The sequence below is a fragment of the Streptomyces sp. NPDC003032 genome (genome assembly GCF_053591415.1).
Genome location: NZ_JBSFTT010000021.1, coordinates 137,564 through 160,899, shown reverse-complemented (window position 1 = coordinate 160,899; position 23,336 = coordinate 137,564). Strand labels below are relative to the sequence as shown.

Annotated in this window: 19 protein-coding genes; 10 read left to right on the top strand and 9 right to left on the bottom strand. The window is 70.8% G+C overall.

The genetic code is table 11. The features are described 5' to 3' along the window. Positions 1-122: 122 nt before the first annotated feature. The 5 genes from ACWDZ7_RS27280 to ACWDZ7_RS27260 are packed head-to-tail and all read right to left on the bottom strand — an operon-like array spanning position 123 to position 5,913. Positions 123-1,433, bottom strand: a complete 1,311-nt coding sequence (locus ACWDZ7_RS27280; protein WP_451800544.1) for a DUF58 domain-containing protein — start codon at positions 1,431-1,433, stop codon at positions 123-125. Beyond that, entirely contained in the window at positions 1,433-2,422 is a 990-nt protein-coding gene (locus tag ACWDZ7_RS27275; protein WP_451800542.1) for an AAA family ATPase, read from the bottom strand. Before ACWDZ7_RS27275 ends, ACWDZ7_RS27280 begins: the two co-directional genes overlap by 1 nt. Further along, the gene (locus ACWDZ7_RS27270) at positions 2,422-3,870 is read right to left on the bottom strand and encodes a DUF4350 domain-containing protein (RefSeq protein WP_451800541.1); all 1,449 of its coding nucleotides are present in this window, start codon (positions 3,868-3,870) and stop codon (positions 2,422-2,424) included. Before ACWDZ7_RS27270 ends, ACWDZ7_RS27275 begins: the two co-directional genes overlap by 1 nt. Beyond that, positions 3,867-4,595 carry a DUF4129 domain-containing protein gene (locus ACWDZ7_RS27265; protein ID WP_451800539.1) on the bottom strand — a complete coding sequence of 243 codons (729 nt, stop codon included), beginning with the start codon at positions 4,593-4,595 and terminating at the stop codon, positions 3,867-3,869. Before ACWDZ7_RS27265 ends, ACWDZ7_RS27270 begins: the two co-directional genes overlap by 4 nt. Before the next feature lie 4 nt (positions 4,596-4,599). Further along, positions 4,600-5,913: a glycerophosphoryl diester phosphodiesterase membrane domain-containing protein gene (locus ACWDZ7_RS27260; RefSeq protein ID WP_451800538.1), complete on the bottom strand. Its 1,314-nt coding sequence runs from the start codon at positions 5,911-5,913 to the stop codon at positions 4,600-4,602. Between the two features lie 140 nt (positions 5,914-6,053). Between ACWDZ7_RS27260 and mtnA the strand changes: the two genes are divergently transcribed. The 7 genes from mtnA (at position 6,054) to ACWDZ7_RS27225 (ending at position 14,931) form a co-directional block, all read left to right on the top strand. Further along, positions 6,054-7,211, top strand: coding sequence for an S-methyl-5-thioribose-1-phosphate isomerase (gene mtnA / locus ACWDZ7_RS27255; protein ID WP_451800536.1), 1,158 nt, complete (start codon positions 6,054-6,056; stop codon positions 7,209-7,211). A 249-nt stretch (positions 7,212-7,460) separates the two neighbouring features. Beyond that, positions 7,461-8,150 (top strand): two-component system response regulator MtrA, encoded by a 690-nt coding sequence (gene mtrA / locus ACWDZ7_RS27250; protein ID WP_189176211.1) that lies wholly within the window; start codon positions 7,461-7,463, stop codon positions 8,148-8,150. A gap of 1 nt (position 8,151) precedes the next feature. Next, positions 8,152-10,233, top strand: coding sequence for an MtrAB system histidine kinase MtrB (gene mtrB / locus ACWDZ7_RS27245; RefSeq protein WP_451800534.1), 2,082 nt, complete (start codon positions 8,152-8,154; stop codon positions 10,231-10,233). 97 nt (positions 10,234-10,330) lie between these two features. Then, positions 10,331-12,079, top strand: coding sequence for an LpqB family beta-propeller domain-containing protein (locus ACWDZ7_RS27240; RefSeq protein WP_451800532.1), 1,749 nt, complete (start codon positions 10,331-10,333; stop codon positions 12,077-12,079). 104 nt (positions 12,080-12,183) lie between these two features. Then, positions 12,184-12,984, top strand: a complete 801-nt coding sequence (locus ACWDZ7_RS27235; RefSeq protein ID WP_451800531.1) for a ComF family protein — start codon at positions 12,184-12,186, stop codon at positions 12,982-12,984. Positions 12,985-13,298: 314 nt separating this feature from the next. Beyond that, entirely contained in the window at positions 13,299-13,991 is a 693-nt protein-coding gene (gene hpf / locus ACWDZ7_RS27230; protein WP_451800529.1) for a ribosome hibernation-promoting factor, HPF/YfiA family, read from the top strand. A 196-nt stretch (positions 13,992-14,187) separates the two neighbouring features. Then, positions 14,188-14,931, top strand: coding sequence for a response regulator (locus ACWDZ7_RS27225; RefSeq protein ID WP_451517763.1), 744 nt, complete (start codon positions 14,188-14,190; stop codon positions 14,929-14,931). Here ACWDZ7_RS27225 and ACWDZ7_RS27220 read toward each other — a convergent pair. Together ACWDZ7_RS27220 and ACWDZ7_RS27215 are read right to left on the bottom strand one after the other, a co-directional pair. Further along, positions 14,928-16,091, bottom strand: a complete 1,164-nt coding sequence (locus tag ACWDZ7_RS27220; RefSeq protein WP_451800528.1) for a winged helix-turn-helix domain-containing protein — start codon at positions 16,089-16,091, stop codon at positions 14,928-14,930. The two genes, ACWDZ7_RS27225 and ACWDZ7_RS27220, sit on opposite strands and share 4 nt — an antisense overlap. A 52-nt stretch (positions 16,092-16,143) precedes the next feature. Continuing rightward, a complete protein-coding gene (locus ACWDZ7_RS27215; RefSeq protein WP_451800526.1) occupies positions 16,144-16,716 on the bottom strand; it encodes a GNAT family N-acetyltransferase in 573 nt (190 codons plus the stop codon). 272 nt (positions 16,717-16,988) lie between these two features. On the opposite strand from ACWDZ7_RS27215, the gene secA reads away from it, so the two are divergent. Further along, on the top strand, positions 16,989-19,847 hold the full coding sequence (gene secA / locus ACWDZ7_RS27210) for a preprotein translocase subunit SecA (protein WP_451800525.1): 2,859 nt from the start codon (positions 16,989-16,991) through the stop codon (positions 19,845-19,847). Between the two features lie 170 nt (positions 19,848-20,017). Here secA and ACWDZ7_RS27205 read toward each other — a convergent pair whose 3' ends face one another. Beyond that, positions 20,018-20,488, bottom strand: coding sequence for an Rv3235 family protein (locus ACWDZ7_RS27205; protein ID WP_451800553.1), 471 nt, complete (start codon positions 20,486-20,488; stop codon positions 20,018-20,020). A gap of 315 nt (positions 20,489-20,803) precedes the next feature. Here ACWDZ7_RS27205 and ACWDZ7_RS27200 point away from each other — a divergent pair, with 315 nt between their 5' ends. Beyond that, a complete protein-coding gene (locus tag ACWDZ7_RS27200) occupies positions 20,804-21,379 on the top strand; it encodes a DUF6912 family protein (RefSeq protein WP_451800523.1) in 576 nt (191 codons plus the stop codon). Positions 21,380-21,644: 265 nt separating this feature from the next. Then, positions 21,645-22,316 (top strand): HAD family hydrolase, encoded by a 672-nt coding sequence (locus tag ACWDZ7_RS27195; RefSeq protein ID WP_451800521.1) that lies wholly within the window; start codon positions 21,645-21,647, stop codon positions 22,314-22,316. Between the two features lie 103 nt (positions 22,317-22,419). Here the strand turns inward: ACWDZ7_RS27195 and ACWDZ7_RS27190 are convergent, their stop codons facing one another. Then, complete coding sequence (locus ACWDZ7_RS27190; RefSeq protein WP_451517770.1) at positions 22,420-22,986, bottom strand: DJ-1/PfpI family protein; 567 nt, start codon at positions 22,984-22,986, stop codon at positions 22,420-22,422. Positions 22,987-23,336 lie beyond the last annotated feature (350 nt).

Below are 23,336 nucleotides of genomic sequence, written 5' to 3'. Positions count from 1 at the left end.
GGTACTGCAGGGGGGACCCTGTGGGAGAGTAGGACGCCGCCGAACTAATTGTAGAGAAAACCCCCGCACCATTCGGTGCGGGGGTTTTCTGCGTTTGGGCCCCTTCGTTCTTCTCTTATCTCTTAAAGGCGGCCGGCTGCCTTCAGGGCAAGGTATGCGTCGGCCAGGGCGGGGGCCAGGTGGTCTGGGGTGGCGTCGACGACTGTGACGCCGTGGCGCGTGAGTTTTTCCGCCGTGCGGTGTCGTTCCGATTTCGTTTGGGCTGCTGCTGCCGCGTCATAGACCGCTTCCACCGTTCCCCGGGCGGTCGCCATCTCTTCGATATGAGGGTCGGCCACCGATGCGACCAGGACTTTGTGGCGCTTGGTGAGACGAGAAAGTACGGGAAGCAGGCCCTCTTCGACGGGAGCCGTGTCGAGGCTGGTGAGCAGCACGATCAGAGAACTGCGAGGCGCTGTGCGCAGGGCCGCCGATGTCAGGCCGCGCGCGTCCGTCTCGATGAGTTCGGGCTCCAGGGTTGCCAAGGCGTTGACCAGGGAGGGGAGCACGTCGCCTGCTGAGCGGCCCTGGACCAGGGCGCGTACTCGCCGATCGTATGCGAGGAGACCCACGCGGTCACCGGCGCGGGAGGCCAGGGCTGCGAGAAGCAGCGCGGCGTCCATGGAGGCGTCGAGGCGAGGCACGTCGCCGACGCGGCCGGCTGAGGTGCGGCCGGTGTCGAGGACCAGCAGGATGTGCCGGTCGCGTTCCGGGCGCCAGGTGCGGACCGCGACGGTGGACTGGCGGGCCGTGGCACGCCAGTCGATGGAGCGGGTGTCGTCGCCTGGAACGTATTCGCGCAGGCTGTCGAACTCGGTGCCCTGGCCGCGGGCCAGCACGCTGGTGCGGCCGTCGAGCTCGCGCAGGCGGGCCAGCTTCGAGGGAAGGTGCTTACGGCTGGTGAAGGGCGGCAGGACGCGCACGGTCCAGGGGACTCTGTGGGTGCCCTGACGGGTGAAGAGGCGCAGGGGGCCGTACGAGCGGATGGTCACGCGGTCGGTGTGGCGGTCGCCGCGGCGGGTGGGGCGCAGACGGGTCGTGAGGCGGCGGCGTTCGCCGGCCGGGATCGTCAGGCCGTGGCGGGATGCGGCGACTTCGGTGCCGGGCTGCCAGCTGCTGGGCGGCCAGGCGTCGCGGAGGTCGGCGCGCAGGGGGCGGCCGGAGGGGTTGGTGACGGTGATGTCGACATCGGCGGTTTCTCCGAGGCGTACGGAAGTGTCGCCGGAGCGGGTCAGGCCGAGGCGGCGAACCGGGGCGGCGAGGGCGAAGTCGCAGGCGCAGGCAAGAGCGACGGGGGTGTTGACAGCGAGGATGCCGGTCCAGCTGGGGTCCCAGAGGCCTACGGGGAGGGTGCCGAGGGCTGCCAGGAGGGCGGCGCGTCCGGTGAGGGCCATCAGCGGGGGACCGGGACGTGGGCGAGGATCGCGTCGATCACGGAGTCCGCGGTGACGCCCTCCATCTCGGCCTCCGGGCGGAGCTGGATGCGGTGGCGGAGGGTGGGCGGGGCGAGGGCCTTCACGTCGTCGGGGATGACGTAGTCGCGGCCGGTGAGCCAGGCCCAGGCGCGTGCGGTGGAGAGCAGCGCCGTGGCGCCTCGGGGGGAGACGCCGAGGGTGAGGGAGGGCGATTCGCGAGTCGCGCGGCACACGTCCACCACGTAGGCGGTGATCTCCGGGGAGACGGACGTCTTGGCGACCGCGGCGCGGGCCGCTTCCAGGTCGGCGGGGCCCGCTACGGGGCGTACGCCGGCGGCGCGCAGGTCGCGTGGGTTGAAGCCCTCGGCGTGGCGGGTGAGGACGGCGATCTCGTCCTGGCGGGAGGGGAGAGGGACCGTCAGTTTGAGGAGGAAGCGGTCCAGTTGGGCTTCGGGGAGGGGGTACGTGCCCTCGTACTCCACGGGGTTCTGCGTGGCCGCCACGAGGAAGGGCTCGGGGAGCGGGCGTGGCGTGCCGTCGACCGTGACCTGGCGTTCTTCCATCGCTTCGAGGAGCGAGGACTGGGTCTTGGGCGGGGTGCGGTTGATCTCGTCGGCGAGAAGGAGGTTCGTGAAGACGGGGCCGGGCTGGAAGGAGAACTCGGTGGTGCGGGCGTCGTACACGAGGGAGCCCGTGACGTCGCTCGGCATGAGGTCGGGGGTGAACTGGACGCGTTTGGTGTCGAGTTCGAGGCTCGCGGCGAGAGTGCGGACCAGCAGTGTCTTGGCCACCCCGGGGACTCCTTCGAGGAGGACGTGGCCGCGGCACAGGAGGGCGACGACGAGGCCGGTGACGGCGGGGTCCTGGCCGACCACGGCCTTGGAGATCTCGGCGCGCAGGGCTTCGAGGGAAGCGCGTGAGCTGGTGCCGGGATCTCCGGTGGGCCCGTTGTCAGTGGTCGGGTCCATCATGAGTGGCGTACCTCTCTTTCGAGGGCGTCGAGTTGGTCGGCGAGGGCGATGAGTGCTGCGTCGTTGGCCGGAGGTGGTCCGAAGAGGAGGGGATGCGGGTCTTGGCCGGGGGCGCGAAGGCGCGTGGACAGTGCGGGGATCAGGGTCTCGGGTGCGTGCGCCTGGGCGGGGGATACGCCGACGAGGGGGGCGAGGCGGGTGCGGGTGGCGGTGCGCAGCGCGGTGGCCGCGTGGTCGCGGGCGTTCGCTCTGCGATAGAGACGGGCACGGCCTTCGACGGTCTCTGAGGCGCGGATGGCCACCGGGAGGCGTTCGGCGACGAGGGGGCCGAGGCGGCGGGCGCGCCACAGGGCGGCGAGCACGGCGGCGATGGCGAGTTGCAGGGTGCCCCAGCGCCAGCCGGAGGGGATCAGGTCGAAGAAGCCGCGGCGCTCGGATCCGGTGGCTGCCTGGTCGTCGGAGAGTGAGGGGAGGTACCAGACCAAGTGGGGGCGTGGGCCGAGGAGTTGGAGGGCGAGCGATGCGTTGCCCTGCTTGTCGAGGCGGTCGTTGTAGAGGATGTCGGGGGCGCCGAGGACGACGGTGTCGCCTTTTCCGCGGGGGGCGGGGAGATGCAGAAGGCTGGGCAGGCCGTCGCTGAGGTAGCAGGGCTCGGCGTTCGGCGCGAGGGTGTCGTAGCGGATGCCGCCCATGTCGGCGGTGCCGGCTCGGCGGGCGGCCGGGAGGGAGCAGCCGGGGGCGAGGGTGGAGTGGGCGCTGGGGGTGGCGTTCGCGGTGACCCCGGGGGCGAGGGCGCCGATCGACGGGGTGCCGGGTGTGACGAGAACGGTGCGGCCGCCGGAGTCCTTGGTGGCGGCGTGGAGGCGGGCGCGTTGGCCGTCGGTGAGCAGGTCGGGGGCGGCCACGAGGAGGGTCGTATCGGGGCCGGCCGCGGCTCGGGCCTCTTCGGTGGTGGTGACCACGCGGGTCGACACGCCTTGGTCCGCGAGGAGTTCGGCGACGGCTCGGCTGCCGTGGGGGTCGGCGGAGCGCGGGTCGAGGCGGCCGTGCTGGGCGCCGGAGCGGATCGCGGCGATGGCGACGGCCGCCACCAGGAGGACGACCAGGGCGAGGACGATGCCTCGGGAGCGGGTCCAGAGCTGGCCGGGCGTGGGCGAGACCGAGGTCGAGAGGGGCGCGGTTTCGGGGCGTGCGGAGGCCGGGATGGGCGTGGCCTCGGGCCGGGCAGAGGCCGGGATGGGCGCGGTTTCGGGGCGCGCGGAGGCCTGTTGGGGTGTGGCGTTGGGCCGCGCGGAGGCCGGGAGGGGCGTGGGCGAGGCCGAGGTCGAGAGGGGCGCGGTTTCGGGTCGGGGGGAGGCCGGGTGCGGCGTGGTGGCGGGCCGCCGTGTGGTGGCGGGCGGCTCGGTGGGCTCGGGTGGTTCGGCCGCGTGAGGGGAGCCGGTCATTCGGCGGCTCCCTGGGCGCTGTCGCTGCTCGCTGTGGTGTGGGCGGTGCTGGTCAGGTCCGGTTTGGTGCGTTGCAGGTCATGGTCGAGTCCGGCCAGGCGGAGGTATGCGGCTTCGCCGACGGTGCGGCCGCCGTACGTGACGTCGTCGAACTCGTGGGCGGCGGTGCGGAGTCGGCCGGTGTGGGCGGGGAGGGTCCGGCCCGCCTCCGCGGCGGCTTCGTCGGCGGTGCGGCCGGGGCGTGGGTCCAGAAGGGCGCGCTCCTCCAAGGCGCGGACGACGGCACGCATGCGTTCCTGGACGGCTTGGTTCCAGTGGGCCTGGGCGGCGTGGGCCTCGGAGGCCGCGCGGTGTTCGGCGGCGCTGCGGGGACGGTCGTCGAAGAGGGCCGGCGCGGAGGCGGGGGACCGGTGCGGGGTGCCGAGGCGCCACCAGAGGGCGACGGACAGGAGCACCACCGCCAGGGCTATGACGAGGAGGCCGAAACCGCCGCCCGGGGTGGCCCCCGAGGCGGCGGAGAACAGGGCGTCGACCCAGCCCCAGAAGCGGTCCAGGGCGCGCTGGAAGAGGCTGGGGTCGTTCTCGTGGTACATCGGCTTGGACAGTTCGCGCTCGGCCGCCTCACGTGCGGGGTCGCGTGGGATCGTCACCGGTGGCTCGTCGCCGGTGCGCGGCAGGAGCGGTGCCGCTCCTAACCCCATGAGCACTGCCCCCGCCGCGGTCACCGCATCAGCTCCCCGGCGTGCCGGACGGGCCGGTGGCCTGGCGGGGGATGCCGGCGGCGCGGGCGAGTTCGAGGTCGAGGGCCTCGCGCCGGATCCGCTGGTCGATGTAGAGGAGCACGGTGACTCCGGCCGTGATCGGGAACGTCAGCATGGAGCCGATCACGGCGCCGACGCCGCTGACGATCAGGAACGTCCAGCCCAGTTCCCCGGTGCTGTTGAGGAAGCTGGTGACGCCTTCGCCGCTGAGTGCGCCGGCGATGAAGGTGAACGGGATGACGATGATCGACGCCACGACGTTCGCGATGATGGCGGCGAGCAGCTGGATGCCGAAGACCCGCCACCAGGAGCCTCGGACCAGCTTGGCGGAGCGGGTCAGCGATTTCCTGACGCCCTGCTTCTCCAGCATGAGCGCCGGGGAGGCGAGCGAGAAGCGGATCATGAGCCAGATGGCGGCGACGCCCGCGGCGAGGCCGCCGAGTACGGCGAGGCTCGCCCCGGCGTCGGAGGCGCCCCCCACCGCGATCAGGACGCCGGGCAGGATGCCGACGGCGACGACCGCGGCGCCGATGAGCGGGATGAGCAGGGTCAGGCCGAACAGCTTGGCCAGCTGGGGGCGGGAGTCGCGCCATGCCTCGGAGGTGGTCACCGGCTTACCGAGCACCGCGCGGCTGGTGACCATCGTGAGCAGGGCTGTGGCGACGATCGTGCCGAGCAGGGTGATCACGAGGACCACTCCGGAGCTGAGCATGGTGTCGCCCATGGCGCGGGTCAGTTCGCCGACGGTGGCGCTCGGGTCGTTGAGGGCGTCGGTGTCGACGGACTCGTTCAGGACGAGGCCCTGGAGGAGGACGACGATGGTCTCCGTGAGCACGGCCACGGTCAGGGAGATGCCGAGGACGGTGCGCCAGTGGGCGCGCATCGTCGACACCGCGCCGTCGAGGATCTCGCCGACGCCGAGCGGGCGGAGCGGGATGACGCCGGGCTTGGCGGCGGGCGGTGGGCCCTGCCAGGAGCCCCAGCCGCGGTAGCCGCCGCCGGGTGCGCCGGGGCCGCCCGGGGCGCCGGGGCCTGCGGAGGGTGGTCCGCCCCAGCCCCAGCCGCCGCCCTGGCCGGGCGGAGGGGGCGGCGGAGGCGGGGTCTGGTCCTGGCCCGGGTTGGTGGGCGGGGACCACTGGGTGGGCGGCGGCTGCTCCTTGGACCACTTGGACGGGCCGCTCTGCCGGCCGGCGTCCGCGGGCTCGGCGGCGTCCGGCTTGCCGGAGTCCTGTCCGTCGGAGGGGGCGGATCCGGGCGAAGCCCAGCCCGGAGTGTCGTTCATCGTCGCTCCTTCACGGTGCCCGTCCGCGGGTGCGGCGGCAGGTTGCCAGCCATCGTGCCACGGGGCACCGGCCGGATGACCGGGTGCCGTAGCGGCGGGACACCTTCAATTGTCCGCCGGGTACGGGGCAGACTGGGCGGATGGCTGATCAGTACGCGCAATCCAGCGAGGACATACGGCCGACCGAGACCCCGGCGATCCCCGCGATCCGCTGGGACGACCCACCTGAAGGCCCCGTCCTGGTCCTCCTCGACCAGACCAGGCTGCCGGGCGAGGAGATCGAGCTGGTGTGCACCGACGCACCGGCACTGATGGAGGCTATCCGCACGCTCGCGGTGCGCGGGGCGCCGCTTCTGGGTATCGCGGGGGCGTACGGCGTCGCCCTCGCCGCGGCCCGCGGGTTCGATGTGGACGAGGCGGCGGACTCGCTGGCGGGAGCGCGGCCCACCGCGGTCAACCTCGCGTACGGCGCGCGCCGGGCTCAGGCGGCGTACCGCACGGCGGCGGTGGGCGGTGCCGGGCGTCAGCGGGCGGCCGCCGCCGCGCTGGAGGCGGCGCGGGCGCTGCACGCCGAGGACGCCAGGGCCAGCGTCAGGATGGCGGCGCACGGTCTGGCACTGCTCGACGAGCTGATGCCGGGCGGTGGGCACCGGATCCTGACGCACTGCAACACGGGGGCGCTGGTCTCCGGCGGGGAGGGCACGGCGTTCGCGGTGGCGCTCAAGGCGCATCGGGCGGGAAGCCTGCGCCGGCTGTGGGTGGACGAGACGCGGCCGCTGCTGCAGGGGGCCAGGCTCACCGCGTACGAGGCGGCGCGGAACGGAATGGCGTACACCTTGCTCACGGACAACGCGGCGGGTTCGTTGTTCGCGGCCGGGGAGGTGGATGCCGTGCTGATCGGCGCGGACCGGATCGCGGCCGACGGTTCGGTGGCGAACAAGGTGGGGAGCTATCCGCTCGCGGTGCTCGCGCGCTATCACCATGTGCCGTTCATCGTGGTGGCGCCGGTGACGACCGTGGACCCGGGCACTCCGGACGGGGCGTCCATCGAGGTGGAGCAGCGTGGGAGTCATGAAGTGACGGAGGTCACGGCGCCGCATGTGCCGGTGATCGGGATGGAGGCGGGAGGAGGGATTCCGGTGGCGCCTCTGGGGACGCAGGCGTACAACCCGGCGTTCGATGTGACGCCGCCGGAGTTGGTGACGGCGATCGTGACGGAGGAGGGCGTTCTGTCGCCTGTGACGGCGGAGGGCCTTGCCGAGCTGTGCGCCAGGTCGCGGCAAGTGGCCATGGGGTGACGGGATGGACGGGGTCGCCGTAGGCGCGGGGACCTCGGGCCGGGGCCGGAAGCCGGAGTCGGGGTCGGGGCCGGAAGTGTGTCGGCGCCGGGCCCGGATCGGGCTGACGTGTCACGGGTGGTCCCGCCCGGCGTCCGTTACCGACCTCGGCTGCGATCGATCACCGCAGACAGTGTTGGCCCGATACGACTATCGTCACAGGTCAGTGACCTCTCTCACCAGCAGCCCAGTCACTGTTACGAGAATGGGATGATGTCAGGCATGAAGGGACGAGTCCTTGTCGTCGACGACGACACCGCACTGGCCGAGATGCTCGGGATTGTGCTGCGTGGTGAAGGTTTTGAGCCGTCGTTCGTAGCTGATGGCGACAAGGCGCTGGCCGCTTTCCGGGAGGCCAAGCCGGATCTTGTGCTGCTCGATTTGATGCTGCCGGGACGCGACGGCATCGAGGTGTGCCGGCTGATCCGTGCGGAGTCCGGGGTGCCGATCGTCATGCTCACCGCCAAGAGCGACACCGTGGACGTGGTGGTCGGTCTGGAGTCCGGGGCGGACGACTACATCGTCAAGCCGTTCAAGCCGAAGGAGCTCGTGGCCCGCATCCGGGCGCGGCTGCGGAGGTCGGAGGAGCCCGCGCCCGAGCAGCTGGCCATAGGTGACCTCGTCATCGATGTGGCGGGGCACTCAGTGAAGCGGGACGGGCAGTCGATCGCGCTGACGCCGTTGGAGTTCGATCTGCTGGTGGCGCTGGCGCGCAAGCCGTGGCAGGTGTTCACGCGTGAGGTGCTGCTCGAGCAGGTCTGGGGCTATCGGCACGCGGCGGACACCCGTCTGGTGAACGTCCACGTCCAGCGGCTCCGCTCCAAGGTCGAGCGGGACCCGGAGCGGCCGGAGATCGTGGTGACCGTCCGGGGCGTCGGCTACAAGGCCGGACCGAGCTGACGTGTCCCGGGACAGTTCCTCCTCGGCGCCCGGCGGTCCGGGGGCCCGCTCGGGGCGGACTGGACCGGCGCGGCGCGCGTCCAGGTTCGGGCGCCTCGTCGACGGCGGGCTGCTGTTGCAGGGGGGAGTGCAGGGCAGCCCCGTGCTGCGGCTCTTCGTACGCTGGGTGCGCCGCCCGCTGCTGCCCGCCGTACGGCTGTGGCGGCGCAACATCCAGCTGAAGGTCGTCGTCACGACCCTGCTGATGTCGCTCGGCGTGGTTCTCATGCTGGGCTTCGCCGTCATGAGTTCGGTGAACAACGGCCTGCTCAAGGCCAAGGTGAAGGCGTCGCAGAGTCAGGCCGACGGAGGTTTCCGGGCCGCCCAGGACAGCGTCAACGCCGCGCGGCAGAGCACCGAGCAGGGCCAGGGGCAGGGACCGGACGGCAGCACGGTCGACGGGCGGAACGCCGCCGTGTGGATGTCCGACCTCGTCGAGCAGCTGTCCAGTGGCGGGCAGAACGCGTTCGCCGTGGTGACGCTGACGTCCACGAGCGACGCGGGAAGTGTCCGCGGTTCGCGCGCCTCCGGTGGCGTGGAGCCGATCCTGAGCGTGCCGGAGGAGTTGCGCGGCCGGGTCGACAAGGGCTCCGAGGTCCTCCAGGCCAATACGCGCATCGTCTACGACGACGGGCGTGAGCCGCAGCCGGGCCTGGTGATAGGCAAGCGCCTCAACGACCTCAACGGCGACCCGTACCAGCTCTACTACCTCTTCCCGCTGACGCAGGAGGAGGAGTCGCTCAACCTCGTCAGGACCACCCTCGCCACCGCCGGGCTCTTCGTCGTGGTGCTCCTCGGTGCCATCGCCTGGCTGGTGGTGCGCCAGGTGGTCACGCCCGTGCGCATGGCCGCGGGCATCGCCGAGCGGCTGTCCGCCGGGCGCCTTCAGGAACGTATGAAGGTGACCGGGGAGGACGACATCGCGCGCCTCGGTGAGGCGTTCAACAAGATGGCGCAGAACCTCCAGCTGAAGATCCAGCAGCTGGAGGAGTTGTCGCGGATGCAGCGGCGGTTCGTGTCCGACGTCTCGCACGAGCTGCGTACGCCGTTGACGACCGTGCGGATGGCCGCCGATGTCATTCACGAGGCGCGGGTGGACTTCGATCCGATCACCGCGCGGTCGGCGGAGTTGCTCGCCGATCAGCTGGACCGGTTCGAGTCGCTGCTCGCGGACCTTCTGGAGATCAGCAGGTTCGACGCGGGGGCGGCCGCGCTGGAGGCGGAGGCGATAGACCTCCGTGAGGTCGTACGCAGGGTCGTCGGCGGCGCGGAGATGCTCGCGGAGCGCAAGGGCTCGCACATACGGGTCGTCGGGGACCAGCAGCCCGTGGTCGCCGAGGCCGATGCCCGGCGGGTGGAGCGGGTGCTGCGCAACCTCGTGGTCAACGCCGTGGAGCACGGCGAGGGCAAGGACGTCGTGGTGCGGCTCGCGGCCGCGGGCGGCGCGGTGGCCGTCGCGGTGCGGGACTACGGCGTGGGGCTCAAGCCCGGCGAGGCGACCCGGGTGTTCAGCCGCTTCTGGCGGGCGGACCCGGCACGCGCGCGTACCACCGGTGGTACGGGGCTCGGGCTCTCCATCGCCCTGGAGGACGCGCGGCTGCATGGCGGATGGCTGCAGGCGTGGGGCGAGCCGGGAGGCGGCTCGCAGTTCAGGCTTACGTTGCCGAGGACGGCGGACGAGCCGCTTCGGGGGTCGCCGATCCCGCTGGAGCCCGATGACTCGCGGCGCCACCGCGGGCTGAACGACGCGGGGCTGCCGCTCGGGGGTGCGAACAAGCTCGCGACCGTTCCCGCGCAGACGTCCGCGGTCTCCGAGAGAGTGCCGCCGCCCGTGCCCGCGAAGGGGCCGATAGCGCCTCGGCTCGCGCAGACCGCGACCGTGGACCCGACGGCGCTGCCCGGCAGCGGGTCGCGGGTCGTGCCGCGCCGGCCGCTGGACGACGAGCTGGGTGGAGAGACCACAGGTACCGCCGCCAAGGCGGAGGGGGCGCCCGGGTACGGGACGGGTTCGGCGAGGGAAGGGGAGAGCACACGTGGGCGCTGACCGGGATGGGCGCGGCCCCGGGGCGCGCCGGAGGCGTCCACTGCGTACCGGGCTGCTGCTGGGCGGTTGCGGGGCTCTCCTGGCCGGTTGTGCCTCGATGCCCGACAGCGGAAACCTGAAGTCCGTCGACGCCTCGCAGCGGCCGGACTCCCAGTCACAGGTGCGGGTCTACGCGATGCCGCCGCGCGAGGGCGCGCGGCCCATGGAGATCGTGCAGGGCTTCCTCGAAGCACTGACCAGTGATGATCCGCAGTTCGCGATGGCGCGCAAGTATCTGACCAAGGAGGCGTCGAAGGACTGGAGCCCGGAAGAGTCCACGACGGTGCTCGCGGACGGCCCGAACACGGACGCGGGCAACGCCGGCAACGACGCCGACGGCACCCGCCGTTTCACCCTGACAGGCCAGCAGGTCGCGACGGTGGACAAGCAGCACGCGTACCACCCCGAGGACGCCTCCTACAGCCAGTCCGTGCACCTGAGCGAGGTGGGCGGCCCAGGCCGCGAGGAGTGGCGCATCGACAAGCCGCCGCCGGGCGTGGTGCTCGGCGAATCGGACTTCCAGCGCATCTACCGGTCCGTCAACAAGTATTACTTCGCCGGGCCTTCGGGGGCGGGCGCGGGTGGTCAGACGGGGCTCGTCGCCGACCCCATCTACATACGTCAGCGGATCGACCCGATGACGCAGACGGTGAAGGCACTTCTGGAGGGGCCGACCAACTGGCTGGACCGGGTGGTGGACTCACGGTTCGAGGGCGGTACGCGGCTCAAGAACCCGGGCGAGGCACTGACGCCGGACGACCAGAACCGGCTGACCGTACAGCTGACCAGCAGGGCCGACGACGCCAGCCAGACGAGATGCCGGGAGATGGCGGCGCAACTGCTCTTCACCTTGCAGGACCTGACGCCTTCGGGGGTCGAGCAGGTGACTCTGCAGCGCTCCAACGGCTCGATGCTCTGCGTCCTGAGCCAGAGCCACGCCGAGAGCGTCGCGGCGCACGGCAGCGCGGACCGGCCCGACTACCAGTACTTCGTCGACGAGAAGCACCGCCTGGTCCGGATGCCCGCCAACGCCGGGAGCACCGCCGACCCCGAGCCGGTGAACGGCATCCTCGGCACCGGCGACCAGCCGCTGCGCTCGGCGGCGGTCTCGCGCGACGAGAAGCGCGCGGCCGGGGTGTCGCTCGACGGGAAGTCGCTGTACACGGGGTCGTTGACGCTGGAGGAGACGCTCGGCAAGGCGCAGGTGCGCAGCAAGGCCAAGGCGGAGGAGGACCGCCTCTCCACGCCCAGCTGGGACGGCAGGGGCGACCTATGGGTGGCCGACCGTGATCCGAAGCGGCCGCGGCTGCTCTGGCTCGGCCAGGGTGAGGGAAAACCGGTCCCGGTCGAGGTGCCCGGTCTCGACGGGCGTGTCGAGGCGGTGCGGGTGTCGGCCGACGGCGTACGCATCGCACTCCTGGTGAAGAAGGACGGCAAGACGTCCCTGTGGATCGGCCGGGTCGAGCGGGGCAAGGGTGAGCGGCCCGCGATATCGGTGCGCGACCCCAGGCAGGCCGCGCCGCGGATGGAGGAGGTCACGGCCATGTCATGGGCGGGTGGCAGCCGCCTCGTGGTGGTCGGGCGCGAGTCCGGCGGGGTGCAGCAGATGCGGTACGTCCAGTGCGACGGATCGGTGCTTTCGGGCACCACGCTGCCGGGGCTGACGGGCGTCAAAGAGATCGCGGCGTCCGAGAGCGAGCAGCAGCCGCTGGTGGCGCACTCGGACGACGGGATCGTGCGGCTGCCGGCAGGTTCGCAGTGGCAGACGGTGGTGAAGCAGGGGTCGGCTCCGGTCTATCCGGGGTGAGCGGGCGGGGCCCCGGAGAGTGAGTGGACCAGCCCCGGAGGGTTATCCACAGGGGGTTATCCACAGGGGTGGTCGCGCGGTCCGCGCCTTGGCACAGTGGGGTCATGCGGGGGTGGTGGCACGACCTGACCGATCTGGTGCTGCCGGCCGAGTGCGGAGGCTGCGGGAGGCCTCGTACGGCGCTCTGCGCCGAGTGCCGGGCGGCCCTGTGCGGGGCGGTGCCGCGCCGGGTGCGGCCGGTCCCGGAGCCGCCCGGGCTGCCCGTGGTGCGCGCTGCGGCGGCGTACGAGGACGCGGTGAGGGCCGTGCTGCTCGCGCACAAGGAGCGTGGCGCCCTGGGGCTCGCCGGACCGCTGGGGGCCGCGCTCGCGGGGGCCGCGCTGGCAGGGGCCGTGCGCGACTGTCCGGGGGGCGAGACGTGGGGGTGGGGCGATACGGGCGAGCGATCGTGGGTAGACGGCACCCACGGCGGTTCACAGGGGCGCACGGTGCCGTTGTCGCTCGTCCCCGTGCCGTCGGCGCGTGCCTCGGTGCGGGCGCGTGGTCATGACCCGGCGCGGCGGATCGCGCTCGCCGCGGCGGGTGAGCTGCGGCGGGCGGGAATCCCGGCCCGGGTGCTCGCGGTGCTGCGGCAACGGCGTGCGGTGGCCGACCAGTCGGGGCTCGGCTCCCGGCAGCGGCAGGTCAACCTGGCGGGCGCCCTCCAGGTGACCGCCGGAGGTGGCCGACTGCTCTCGGGGGCGGGCCGGATCGTGGTCGTGGACGACCTGATGACCACCGGCGCCTCATTGGCGGAGGCCGCGCGCGCATTACGTGAACTGCACACGAAAGAGAGCCGGGGGAACACGATCACCGCGGCCGTTGTCGCCGCGTCACCGGATTCTTTCGGAATAAACCGGAACTGATGGAGAAGTTGCGTCGTTGCTGGTGATAAGAGGGTCGTTACACCTGAATGGAGGTACGTGGCAGTAGAGGGTGACGACATCCGTCCAGGCGAGATATGTTCGGTTGTGAGGAATGGCGAACGCCGCGCCTCGCATATCGGAATGCCGGTCCATGGGTTTTCCGCAATCACCCGGGCCGGTGGGGTGGAGATCTTGCCCGCGGGGGAGGAGGAGGTGGAAGTCACCGAGTCCGAGGCTCCGGGAGTCACCGGGGTCTGGTGCAAAAGGGGAAAGCTCCGCCGCCTAAGCGGAGCGATCCGGGAACGGAGTTCTGCGTGGACATCGTCGTCAAGGGCCGCAAGACAGAGGTGCCCGAGCGGTTCCGCAAGCACGTGGCCGAGAAGCTGAAGCTGGACAAGATCCAGAAGCTCGACGGCAAGGTGATCAGCCTCGACGTCGAGGTGTCCAAGGAAACCAACCCGCGTCAGGCCGACCGTTCCGACCGCGTGGAGATCACCCTCCGCGGGCGCGGACCCGTGATCCGCGCCGAAGCCGCGGCAGCCGATCCGTACGCGGCGCTCGACCTGGCCACCGCCAAGCTCGACGCCAGGCTGCGCAAGCAGCACGAAAAGCGCCACAACCGGCGCGGCAGCGGCAGGCTCTCCGCCGCCGAAGTCGCGGAGCGGGTCCCGGACGCGGCGTACCTCAACGGGGACGGCAGCATCGCACGCGACGAAGAGCCGGACAGCGTGCCGGTCAAGAGGATCGGCTCGCTGGAGATCCAGGGCGAAGGCCCTCTCGTGGTCCGCGAGAAGACACACGTCGCGGCACCCATGTCGCTCGACCAGGCCCTCTACGAGATGGAACTGGTCGGACACGACTTCTACTTGTTCGTCGACTCCGAAACCAAGGAACCCAGCGTCGTCTACCGGCGGCACGCCTATGACTACGGCGTGATCCGCCTCAACACCGATCCCATGGTCGCCAAGGCCGAGACGGCCGGTGCGGGCGGGGCTCTCGGCGGCTGACCCGCCGCCCCCTGACCGCCGTCGTGGTGCCCCTGGAGCGTGTGTGCGACCCCAGGGGCACCATCGTGCGACCAGTGCGCGCACCGCACCGGGTGCCGGGCATGAAATCATGGGCGGGCCGACCAACCGGCGTGCTGCCGCCTCGGGTTGGCGCAGCAGAGGCACAACAGGCCACGGCCTTCATGGGGGAGGAACGATGGCGGACAGCTTCGGACCGATGCGTCACGGGGATGCCGCGGACGGCATCGGCATCGGCACGGACGCCGGTGCCCCACGCAAGGAGCCCATCCGGGTCCTCGTGGTGGACGACCACGCCCTCTTCCGCCGCGGCCTGGAGATCGTCCTCGCCGCCGAGGAGGACATCCAGGTCGTCGGCGAGGCGGGCGACGGCGCCGAGGCGGTGGACAAGGCCGCCGATCTGCTGCCCGACATCGTGCTCATGGACGTACGCATGCCCAAACGCGGCGGCATCGAGGCGTGCACCTCCATCAAGGAGGTGGCGCCGAGCGCCAAGATCATCATGCTGACGATCAGCGACGAGGAGGCCGACCTCTACGAAGCGATCAAGGCGGGCGCCACCGGCTATCTCCTCAAGGAGATCTCCACGGACGAGGTGGCCACCGCGATCCGCGCGGTGGCCGACGGGCAGTCGCAGATCAGCCCCTCGATGGCATCGAAGCTGCTCACGGAGTTCAAGTCGATGATCCAGCGCACCGACGAGCGCAGACTCGTGCCCGCGCCCCGGCTGACCGACCGCGAACTGGAAGTGCTGAAGCTGGTCGCCACCGGGATGAACAACCGCGATATCGCCAAGGAACTGTTCATCTCGGAGAACACCGTGAAGAACCACGTGCGCAACATCCTGGAGAAACTGCAGTTGCATTCCAGGATGGAGGCCGTGGTCTACGCGATGCGGGAGAAGATCCTGGAGATCCGCTAGCCGACCGCGGCGATCAGCGGCGCCGCGAGCTCCGGGCGGTTCACCCGCTCCACCCGTATGGAATCGCAGCCGACCCAGGACGCCGCCTCCAGGAGCGCCTGGGCCATCGGCTCGACCGCCTTCGGGGTGTCGAGGGAGACCTGCTTGGCCACCAGCGTGCGGCCCTCGCGCGCGGGGTCGACCCGGCCGAGGAGCTTGCCGCCCGCGAGCAGCGGCATCGCGAAATAGCCGTGTATCCGCTTGGGCTTGGGGACGTACGCCTCAAGGCGGTGGGTGAAGCCGAAGATCCGCTCCGTGCGCGCCCGCTCCCAGATCAGGGAGTCGAAGGGGGACAACAGCGTCGTGCGGTGCCGGCCGCGGGGCGCCGTCCGGAGGGCCTCGGGGTCCGCCCAGGCGGGCTTGTCCCAGCCCTGGACCGTCACCGGCACCAGACCCGAGTCCGCGACGACCGCGTCGAACTGCTCGCCCTTCAGGCGGTGATAGTCGGCGATGTCCGCGCGTGTGCCGACGCCCAGCGCCTCACCGGCCAGGCGCACCAGGCGGCGCAGGCACTCCGCGTCGCCCAGGTCGTCGTGGAGCAGCGCGTCCGGGATGGCGCGCTCCGCCAGGTCGTACACCCGCTTCCAGGAGCGGCGCTCCGTGCACACCACCTCGCCGTACATCAGCGCGCGCTCGACGGCGATCTTCGCGTCCGACCAGTCCCACCACTCGCCCTTGTTCTTCGCGCCGCCCAATTCAGTGGCGGTGAGCGGGCCTTCGGCGCGGAGCTGCTTGATGACCTGGTCATACGCGCCGTCGGGCAGGTCGTGGTGCCAGTGCGGGCGGGCGCGGTAGGCGCGGCGGCGGAAGGCGAAGTGCGGCCACTCCTCGACGGGGAGGACGCACGCGGCGTGCGACCAGTACTCAAACGCGTGGGTCTGCGTCCAGTACGCCGCCTCGACGGTGTCGCGGCCGACGGCGCCCAGGCGTGCGTACGGAATGAGTTCGTGCGAGCGGGCCAGGACCGAGATCGTGTCGAGCTGGACCGCGCCGAGGTGCCGCAGGACGCCCCGCACCCCGGACTTGCGGTCCGGCGCCCCCAGGAAGCCCTGGGCGCGCAGCGCGATGCGGCGGGCCTCGTCGGCGGAGAGTTCGATGGCGGGGCGCGGCAGACTCGTCATGGTCGAAACGATAGGTGGCGGCACTGACAGTCGGGTGGGATATCCCACGGCCTCAGGTCTTCGCGGGCAGGTACGGCAGCGACGACGGCATGCCGAGATCCGAGGGGAGCAGGGCGCCCACCCAGCCGTCCCGGACCGTGCCCTTGTTCAGCAGGCCCGCGCGGAGCACGCCTTCGACGGTGAAACCGGCCTTCTCCACGACCGCCCGCGACCCGGTGTTGCCGACCTCCGCGCGCCACTCGAGACGCGGGCAGCGCAGATCGGTGAAGGCCCAGCGGGCGAGGCCGAGCACGGTCTCCGTCATGTAGCCGCGGCCGCGGTGCTCCTTGGCCGTCCAGAAGCCGACCTCCCAGGTGCCCGACCGCGGGTGGTGGAGGCTGGCGGCGGCGATCAGCGGGCCGCCTTCCTTGGGGCGTACGGCGAAGGTGTACTCCTGGTCGCCCCGCCAGCCGTCCGGGACCATGCGGTGGACGAAGTTCTCGGCGTCCGCGCGCGCGTACGGCGAGGGAATCGTGGTCCAGCGCTGGATCTCGGGGTCCTGGCAGGCCTCGTATGTCTCGTCGATGTCCTCGGGGGCGAAGACGCGCAGGCTCAGACGTTCGGTGGTGAGTGTGACGGGCTCCATCAAGCGATGATGCGGGGGCGTTGCCCTGGGGGCCAGTGTTTTTCGCCGTCCTTCGCGAGCACCACTCGTGAGGCACTTCGAGTAACGCTCGTGAGGCACTTTCGAGCACCACTCGCGAGGCACTCGTGAGCGCGACCCGGCACCTTCGGCGCCCCTCGTCCGTTGACCTCATGGCAGACCTCCCGGGGCGGCCGGGTCCTCGCATACGATGGCCGTTGCCCGACGAGTAAAACCGACCATGCCAGGCCCGACCGGCAAGGAGACCAACCCCCGTGTCCGTCCTCTCGAAGATCATGCGTGCAGGCGAAGGCAAGATCCTGCGCAAGCTGCACCGCATCGCGGACCAGGTCAACTCCATCGAAGAGGACTTCGTCAGCCTCTCCGACGCCGAGCTGCGCGCGCTGACCCAGGAGTACAAGGAGCGTTACGCCGACGGCGAGACCCTCGACGACCTCCTGCCCGAGGCTTTCGCGACGGTCCGTGAGGCCGCCAAGCGCGTCCTGGGCCAGCGCCACTACGACGTCCAGATGATGGGCGGCGCCGCGCTGCACATGGGCTATGTCGCGGAGATGAAGACCGGTGAGGGCAAGACCCTCGTCGGCACGCTTCCCGCGTATCTGAACGCCCTGTCCGGCAAGGGTGTCCACATCATCACGGTCAACGACTACCTGGCCGAGCGCGACTCCGACATGATGGGTCGCGTCCACAAGTTCCTGGGCCTGAGCGTCGGCTGCATCCTCGCCAATATGACGCCGGCCCAGCGCCGCGAGCAGTACAGCTGCGACATCACGTACGGCACGAACAACGAATTCGGCTTCGACTACCTCCGCGACAACATGGCGTGGTCGCAGGACGAGCTGGTGCAGCGCGGCCACAACTTCGCGATCGTCGACGAGGTCGACTCGATCCTCGTAGACGAGGCCCGTACGCCGCTGATCATCTCCGGCCCCGCCGACCAGGCCACCAAGTGGTACGGCGACTTCGCCAAGCTGGTCACCCGCCTCACCAGGGGTGAGCCCGGCAACCCCCTCAAGGGCATCGAGGAGACCGGGGACTACGAGGTCGACGAGAAGAAGCGCACCGTCGCCATCCACGAGTCCGGCGTGAGCAAGGTCGAGGACTGGCTCGGCATCGACAATCTCTACGAGTCGGTGAACACGCCTCTGGTGGGTTACCTCAACAACGCCATCAAGGCCAAGGAACTCTTCAAGAACGACAAGGACTACGTCGTCATCGACGGCGAAGTCATGATCGTCGACGAGCACACCGGCCGTATCCTCGCCGGCCGCCGCTACAACGAGGGCATGCACCAGGCGATCGAGGCGAAGGAAGGGGTGGACATCAAGGACGAGAACCAGACCCTTGCGACCATCACCCTCCAGAACTTCTTCCGCCTCTACAAGCGCGAGGGCTACGACAGCGGCCTCTCCGGCATGACCGGTACGGCGATGACCGAGGCCGCCGAGTTCCACCAGATCTACAAGCTGGGCGTCGTGCCGATCCCGACGAACCGGCCGATGGTCCGCGCCGACCAGTCCGACCTGATCTACCGCACCGAGGTCGCGAAGTTCGCCGCCGTCGTCGACGACATCGCGGAGAAGCACGAGAAGGGGCAGCCGATCCTGGTCGGCACCACTTCCGTGGAGAAGTCGGAGTACCTCTCGCAGCAGCTGTCGAAGCGGGGCGTCCAGCACGAAGTGCTGAACGCCAAGCAGCACGACCGTGAGGCGCCGATCATCGCCCAGGCCGGCCGCAAGGGCGCCGTCACCGTCGCCACGAACATGGCCGGCCGAGGCACCGACATCAAGCTCGGCGGCAACCCCGACGACCTCGCCGAGGCAGAGCTGCGCCAGCGCGGCCTCGACCCCGACGAGCACGTCGAGGAGTGGGCCGCCGCGCTGCCCGCCGCCCTGGAGAAGGCCGAGCGGGCCGTCAAGGCGGAGTTCGAAGAGGTCAAGGAGCTGGGCGGCCTCTACGTCCTCGGAACGGAGCGGCACGAGTCGCGTCGTATCGACAACCAGCTGCGTGGCCGTTCGGGACGCCAGGGTGACCCCGGTGAGTCGCGGTTCTACCTCTCGCTGGGTGACGACCTGATGCGCCTGTTCAAGGCGCAGATGGTCGAGCGGGTCATGTCGATGGCCAACGTCCCCGACGACGTGCCGATCGAGAACAAGATGGTGACGCGCGCCATCGCCTCCGCCCAGTCGCAGGTGGAGCAGCAGAACTTCGAGACCCGTAAGAACGTCCTCAAGTACGACGAGGTCCTCAACCGCCAGCGCGAGGTCATCTACGGAGAGCGTCGCCGCGTCCTGAAGGGCGAGGATCTGCACGAGCAGATCGCGCACTTCATGGACGACACCATCGACGCGTACATCGCCGCCGAGACCGCCGAGGGCTTCGCCGAGGAGTGGGACCTGGACCGGCTGTGGAGCGCCTTCAAGCAGCTCTACCCGGTCGCGGTCACCGTCGAGGAGCTGGAGGACGCGGCGGGCGACCGCGCGGGCCTCACCGCCGAGTTCATCTCCGAGTCCATCAAGGACGACATCCACCAGCAGTACGCGGCGCGTGAGGAGCAGCTCGGCTCCGACATCATGCGTGAGCTGGAGCGGCGGGTCGTCCTGTCGGTGCTCGACCGCAAGTGGCGTGAGCACCTCTACGAGATGGACTACCTCCAGGAGGGCATCGGCCTCCGTGCCATGGCGCAGAAGGACCCGCTGGTCGAGTACCAGCGTGAGGGCTTCGACATGTTCAACGCCATGATGGACGGCATCAAGGAGGAGTCCGTCGGCTACCTGTTCAACCTGGAGGTCCAGGTCGAGCAGCAGGTCGAGGAGGTTCCGGTCGAGGACGGGGCGCGTGCGGCCTCGCTGACCAAGGACGGCGTGCAGGACGCGGTTCCGGCTGGGGCCGGTGCGGGTGGCGGCGCTCCGGCGCGGCCGGAGATCCGGGCCAAGGGGCTTGAGGCTCCGCAGCGGCCGGACCGGCTGCACTTCCAGGCGCCCAACGCCGAGGGCGGCGTCGACGAGGGTGACTTCGCCACAGATGGCGCGGGTGTGCGGTCCGAGGCGGACGGGATGACTCGGGCGGAGCGGCGTAAGGCTCAGAAGGGCGGGCGGCGGCGCAAGAAGTAGCGCTGTCGCTGTGACGGGGCGGATCGCGGTGCGCTTGGGCTGAGGCTCGTCTGTGGCCTGGGTGAGCTGAGCCTCGTTCTGGTTGCCTGGGTGAGCTGAGCCTCGTTTCGTGGACCAGGTGAGAGGGGCCGGGGGGTTTCCCCCGGCCCCTTTGGCTTGGGTTTTCTCGGTCAGGTCTTCTCCATTTCCACTGCTGTGCAGCGCCACTTCCGGTCTGCGCCCAGGGCCAGGCGGAACGCCAGTGCGCGCAGTCTTGGGCCCGTCGCGATGCGGGCGAAGACCTCGTATGCCTCCGGGTGCGGCTGGTAGTGGCCGATGCGGCGGATCGTGGGGCGGTGGCCGTCCGTGCAGAGGGGGCTGAGCTCTGCCAGGCGGGCCAGTTCGTCGTACGCCGTGTTGGCGATGTGCCGGGCCACCCAGTACAGGGGGCGTTGGCCGCTGAGGACCAGGACGAGGCGTTCGGCGAAGAGTTCCGTGGGGTGTGGGGGTGGCTGGGCCGGGATCGTCCTGGTTGTCCTTGGCGGGTGGGCCGGGGAGCGGTCCGTGGGGCGCCGTGAGTCTTTGCGGGTGGGTGGGCGGCCTGTGGGCGGGCGGGTTGCTGAGGGGCGTGTTGCCGAAGGGCGCGGGCGGGGCCTTGTCATTACCTTGCGCATGAGGTGCCTCCGTTTTACCGGGGAGTAACTTTTTGTGTTGGGGATCTTGTACGGGGATGGGGGCGGGGTGCGCAAGGGCTTGAGGGGTGGGGCGGGGGAGAGGTGTCGGTTCACCTATCAGGCGGGCCGGAGGGGCTGGGAACGCGGTGCCGTCTGGGGTGTGGGGGGTGAATCCGTGGACCGGTGTGGACGGCTCCGTGGACGGTGGGCTGAGCTCGATCGGGGACTCCCGCACGTATCCTGAAGGTCTTCTACGGCCATGAAGGTCCGTCTTCGAACGGACACGAACGAAAGCGGTCAGCCATGCGCGTCTACGTTCCTCTGACCCTGCCCCGGCTCGCCGAGGCGTACGAGGCGGGCGAGCTGGGGCCCGGACCGCTGGTCGCTTACGCCGTGACTCCGGCTCTGCGGGAGTGGTACGTCTCGGACGACATCGAGGAGCTTGAGTACGCGGCGCTGAACCGGGCGGCGCTGGCGTCGCTGCGGATGCTGGCGGAGGAGCCGTTGGCGGCGCGGCGGAGGGTCGTCCTCGCGGCGGATGTGCCGGACGCGCCGGGCGGGGCGGGCGGGGCGGGCGCGCCGGGCGGGGCGGGCGCGCCGGACGGGGCGGCCGTGGTGACCGTCGTCGATTCCGACCGGGGGCTCGGCGCGGGGGCGGCGCTCGGGGAGGTGCGGATCTCTGCGGGGCTTTCCTTGGGGAAGGTGGCGGCGGCGGTGCATGTGGATGCGGAGGATGCGGAGGGGGACGTGGAGGCGGCGGTCTCGGCGTTGGGGGCGGCGGATCAGGGCGATGCTGATGCGCGGTTCGTGGTGGATGGGGCGGAGGATCATGAGCTGCTTTGGTTTGCTACGCAGGAGATTCCTGGGCTGATTGGGTAGGGGGCCTGGGGGTGGGCTGGGCTGAGCTGGGGGGCGTGTGCGGGGTGTCTGCCGGTCCGGTCGCCCTGGCCCGCCGCTTCGCGGCGGATGTCTGCCACCCACTCGCCCGTTTGCCCCTGGGTTGGGCGGCTCGGGTAGGAGCGGGGTGTTCCTGTGTGGAGGTCTGGTCCGGGGTGCACGGGTGGGTGGGAGATGGCTGCCGCGAAGCGGCGGGGCGTATCGCTTGGCGGGATAGGGAAAGTGGCGGAAAGGGTAGGTTTTGGGGATGGGGAGACCGCGTGGGGCGCATATCGTCTGGGACTGGAATGGGACGCTCCTGCATGACATTCATGCGGTGATCGAGGCGACCAACGCCTCCTTCGCGGAGATCGGGCTTGAGCCGATCACGCTGGAGCGGTATCGCGAGCTGTACTGCGTGCCGATTCCGCGGTTCTACGAGCGGCTGATGGGGCGGCTGCCGAGTGAGAGCGAGTGGCGGGTCATGGACGCCGTCTTCCACCGGCACTACTGGTCTCGGGCCGAGGGGTGCGGGCTCACCGAAGGCGCCGCTCAGCTGCTGGCCGAGCGGCGCGCTGACGGGCGTACGCAGTCGTTGTTGTCGCTGGCTCCGCATGAGCGTCTGGTGCCGATCGTGCGCCGGCACGGAATCCAGGAGCACTTCGTGCGGATCGACGGGCGCACCGACGACTCGCATGCCGGCAAGGCCGAGCGGATGGTGCGGCACCTCGCCGCGCTGGAGGGTGTCGTCGCCGCCGCCGAGCGGGTCGTCGTGATCGGGGACGCCGTCGATGACGCGGTCGCCGCCGCGCACGTGGGCGCGCGGGCCGTGCTCTACACCGGGGGCTCGCACAGCCGGGGGAGTCTGGAGGCGGCCGGGGTGCCCGTCGTGGACAGTCTGGCGGAAGCCGTGGTCGTGGCGGAGCGGTTCGCTGCCTGAGACGTTCCCTGAGGTTCCGTGAGGAGTAGGTGGGCGAGACGGCGCAGGGGAGAGACGGCCGGCAGAATCCGCAGCTACCGCAGGCGCCCGCGTACGTCGCCCCTCACGTCACCGGTGCCTTCGCCCTCAGTACCGTCAAGAACTCCCTCATCCACCCCGAGTGATCCGGCCACGCCCGGGCCGAGACCAGCGTGCCGTCGACCACCGCCTCCGCGTCCTGGAAGGTCGCGCCCGCCGCCTGCATGTCCATCTCCAGGGCCGGGTACGCCGTGACCCTGCGCCCGGTGAGGCCGCCGATCGCCGCCGTCAGGAGCGGGCCGTGGCAGATCTGCGCGACCGGCTTGTCCGCGTCGAAGAAGGACTTGAGGATCTTGCGGAGCTCCGGGTCGTTGCGCAGGTACTCCGGGGCCCGGCCGCCCGGGATCACCAGGGCGACGTACTGACCGGGCTCCACCTCGGCGAAGGCCAGGTCCGCGGGCCAGGTGTAGCCCGGCTTCTCCGTGTACGTGTCGAAGCCCGGCTCGAAGTCGTGCACCACGAACCGCAGCTTCTTGCGGGCCGGGGCGGCGATGTGGACGTCGTACCCCTCCTCGCGCAGCCGCTGGTAGGGGTACAGGACCTCCAGGGACTCCGCCGCGTCGCCGGTCACTATCAGGATCTTGGCTGCCATCGGTGCTCGCTTCCCGAGTCGTCACGGATGTCCGTTGTCCGTTGTCCGTCGTGCGCTGTGCGCTGTGCGCTGTCCGTCGTGCGTGTCCGTTGTCCGTCCCGCTCAACGTGCATCCCCGCGTCCGGTTTGCCAAGGGGGTCGACAGCAGGGCCGCGCCCCGGCCGCACTGTGCAGACTGTCCAGGTTCTGCCCCTGCTTTTGTACACATACGGCTCATGACGGTTCCCGGGTGCGGGGCGATAGCCTTGACCCGTGATCAGCGCGATATCCCGCGGAGGCATCGGTGCCTCCGCCCTGCGCCCGGGAAACACGGAGGACATCCGTGCCCGGGCCCTCGCTGACGCCTCTTC

What these genes read in the sequence shown, in the direction of transcription:
- ACWDZ7_RS27280 (WP_451800544.1), bottom strand. Translation starts at nt 1,433, where the DNA reads ATGGCCCTCACCGGACGCGCCGCCCTCCTGGCAGCCCTCGGCACCCTC.
- ACWDZ7_RS27275 (WP_451800542.1), bottom strand. Translation starts at nt 2,422, where the DNA reads ATGGACCCGACCACTGACAACGGGCCCACCGGAGATCCCGGCACCAGC.
- ACWDZ7_RS27270 (WP_451800541.1), bottom strand. Translation starts at nt 3,870, where the DNA reads ATGACCGGCTCCCCTCACGCGGCCGAACCACCCGAGCCCACCGAGCCG.
- ACWDZ7_RS27260 (WP_451800538.1), bottom strand. Translation starts at nt 5,913, where the DNA reads ATGAACGACACTCCGGGCTGGGCTTCGCCCGGATCCGCCCCCTCCGAC.
- mtnA (WP_451800536.1), top strand. Translation starts at nt 6,054, where the DNA reads ATGGCTGATCAGTACGCGCAATCCAGCGAGGACATACGGCCGACCGAG.
- mtrA (WP_189176211.1), top strand. Translation starts at nt 7,461, where the DNA reads ATGATGTCAGGCATGAAGGGACGAGTCCTTGTCGTCGACGACGACACC.
- ACWDZ7_RS27240 (WP_451800532.1), top strand. Translation starts at nt 10,331, where the DNA reads ATGCCCGACAGCGGAAACCTGAAGTCCGTCGACGCCTCGCAGCGGCCG.
- ACWDZ7_RS27235 (WP_451800531.1), top strand. Translation starts at nt 12,184, where the DNA reads ATGCGGGGGTGGTGGCACGACCTGACCGATCTGGTGCTGCCGGCCGAG.
- ACWDZ7_RS27225 (WP_451517763.1), top strand. Translation starts at nt 14,188, where the DNA reads ATGGCGGACAGCTTCGGACCGATGCGTCACGGGGATGCCGCGGACGGC.
- ACWDZ7_RS27220 (WP_451800528.1), bottom strand. Translation starts at nt 16,091, where the DNA reads ATGACGAGTCTGCCGCGCCCCGCCATCGAACTCTCCGCCGACGAGGCC.
- ACWDZ7_RS27215 (WP_451800526.1), bottom strand. Translation starts at nt 16,716, where the DNA reads ATGGAGCCCGTCACACTCACCACCGAACGTCTGAGCCTGCGCGTCTTC.
- ACWDZ7_RS27205 (WP_451800553.1), bottom strand. Translation starts at nt 20,488, where the DNA reads ATGACAAGGCCCCGCCCGCGCCCTTCGGCAACACGCCCCTCAGCAACC.
- ACWDZ7_RS27200 (WP_451800523.1), top strand. Translation starts at nt 20,804, where the DNA reads ATGCGCGTCTACGTTCCTCTGACCCTGCCCCGGCTCGCCGAGGCGTAC.
- ACWDZ7_RS27195 (WP_451800521.1), top strand. Translation starts at nt 21,645, where the DNA reads ATGGGGAGACCGCGTGGGGCGCATATCGTCTGGGACTGGAATGGGACG.
- ACWDZ7_RS27190 (WP_451517770.1), bottom strand. Translation starts at nt 22,986, where the DNA reads ATGGCAGCCAAGATCCTGATAGTGACCGGCGACGCGGCGGAGTCCCTG.